This window comes from Kitasatospora sp. NPDC057198, from assembly GCF_042670125.1.
Taxonomy (GTDB): domain Bacteria; phylum Actinomycetota; class Actinomycetes; order Streptomycetales; family Streptomycetaceae; genus Kitasatospora.
In genome coordinates, this window is the sequence record NZ_JBHUWH010000898.1 from 1 (window position 1) to 1033 (window position 1033).

Sequence of the window (1033 nt, forward strand, 5' to 3'; positions counted from 1 at the left end):
TACCGCTACTACGGGCTGGACGCGGGCGGCGACGTCGGCTCCGGGCCCACGGCTCCGACGGCGAAGGCGGCAGAGGCCGGAGCGGCCGGAGCCGCCGGAGCGGCCGACGCAGGAGCGAAGGAGCACCAGCGCCAGGAGCCCGCGGTGGACCGCGACTTCGGCACCCTCGCCTCCTCCCCCACGCCCGCCCCGGCCCCCGCGCCCGCCGCCGCTGCCGCCGCCCCGGCCGCCTTCACCACGGCGAAGGCCGCGCCCGCGCCGGCCCGGCAGGACGACCAGCAGCAGTCTCCGGCTCAGCCGCAGACGCAGCCCCACCAGGCCCAGGCCCACTCCCAGGCCCAGAGCCAGTCCCAGTCCCAGGCCCAGAGCCAGTCCCAGAGCCAGTCCCAGAGCCAGGCGTCCCCGACCGCGCCGGTGGAGATCACCTGCCGCGAGGAGCGGATCGACATCAGCACCGAGTGGCACGAGGTGGGCACCACCCGGCTGCGCAAGTACGTGACCACCGAGCAGGTGGAGCGCCGGGTGCCGGTGGTGCGCGAGCGGGTGCGGGTGGAGCGGATCCCGGTGTCGGACGCGGAGCGGGCGGCGCTGAGCGAGCAGGAGATCGCCGAGGCGGTCGAGGAGGTCACGCTGCGCGAGGAGCGCCCGGTGGTGCGCAAGTACCTGGCGCCGATCGAGCGGGTGCGCCTGGTGGTGGAGCGGTACACCGAGGAGGAGGTGGTCCGCGAGGAGCTGCGCCGCGAGCAGGTGGAGGTGCACGACGCGACCACCGGCGGCGGGGAGGGCGAGGCGCCGCAGCAGCGCCAGCCGTGGAACGCGCAGCCGCAGTCGCCGACGGCGGCCCGGCCCCAGTCGGCCGCCGCGAACGGCGGCCCGGAGCACGCCCGTCCGGAGCCGCTGCGCTCCTGACGGGGTGCCGGCCGTGGGCCCCGGCGCCCACCCGGGGGCCGGGGCCCGGCGGGTTGCCAAACAGGACCCCTTGTTATTATTAAAAGTGAGCCAGCACCCCCACAAGGTGATGGTGAGCCAAATA

At 75.8% G+C, this 1033-nt stretch carries 1 protein-coding gene; it reads left to right on the top strand.

The window, feature by feature from the left end; genetic code table 11:
* On the top strand, positions 1–909 hold a 909-nt coding region (locus ACFUEL_RS39950; RefSeq protein WP_380243170.1), incomplete at its 5' end, for a YsnF/AvaK domain-containing protein.
* Positions 910–1033 lie beyond the last annotated feature (124 nt).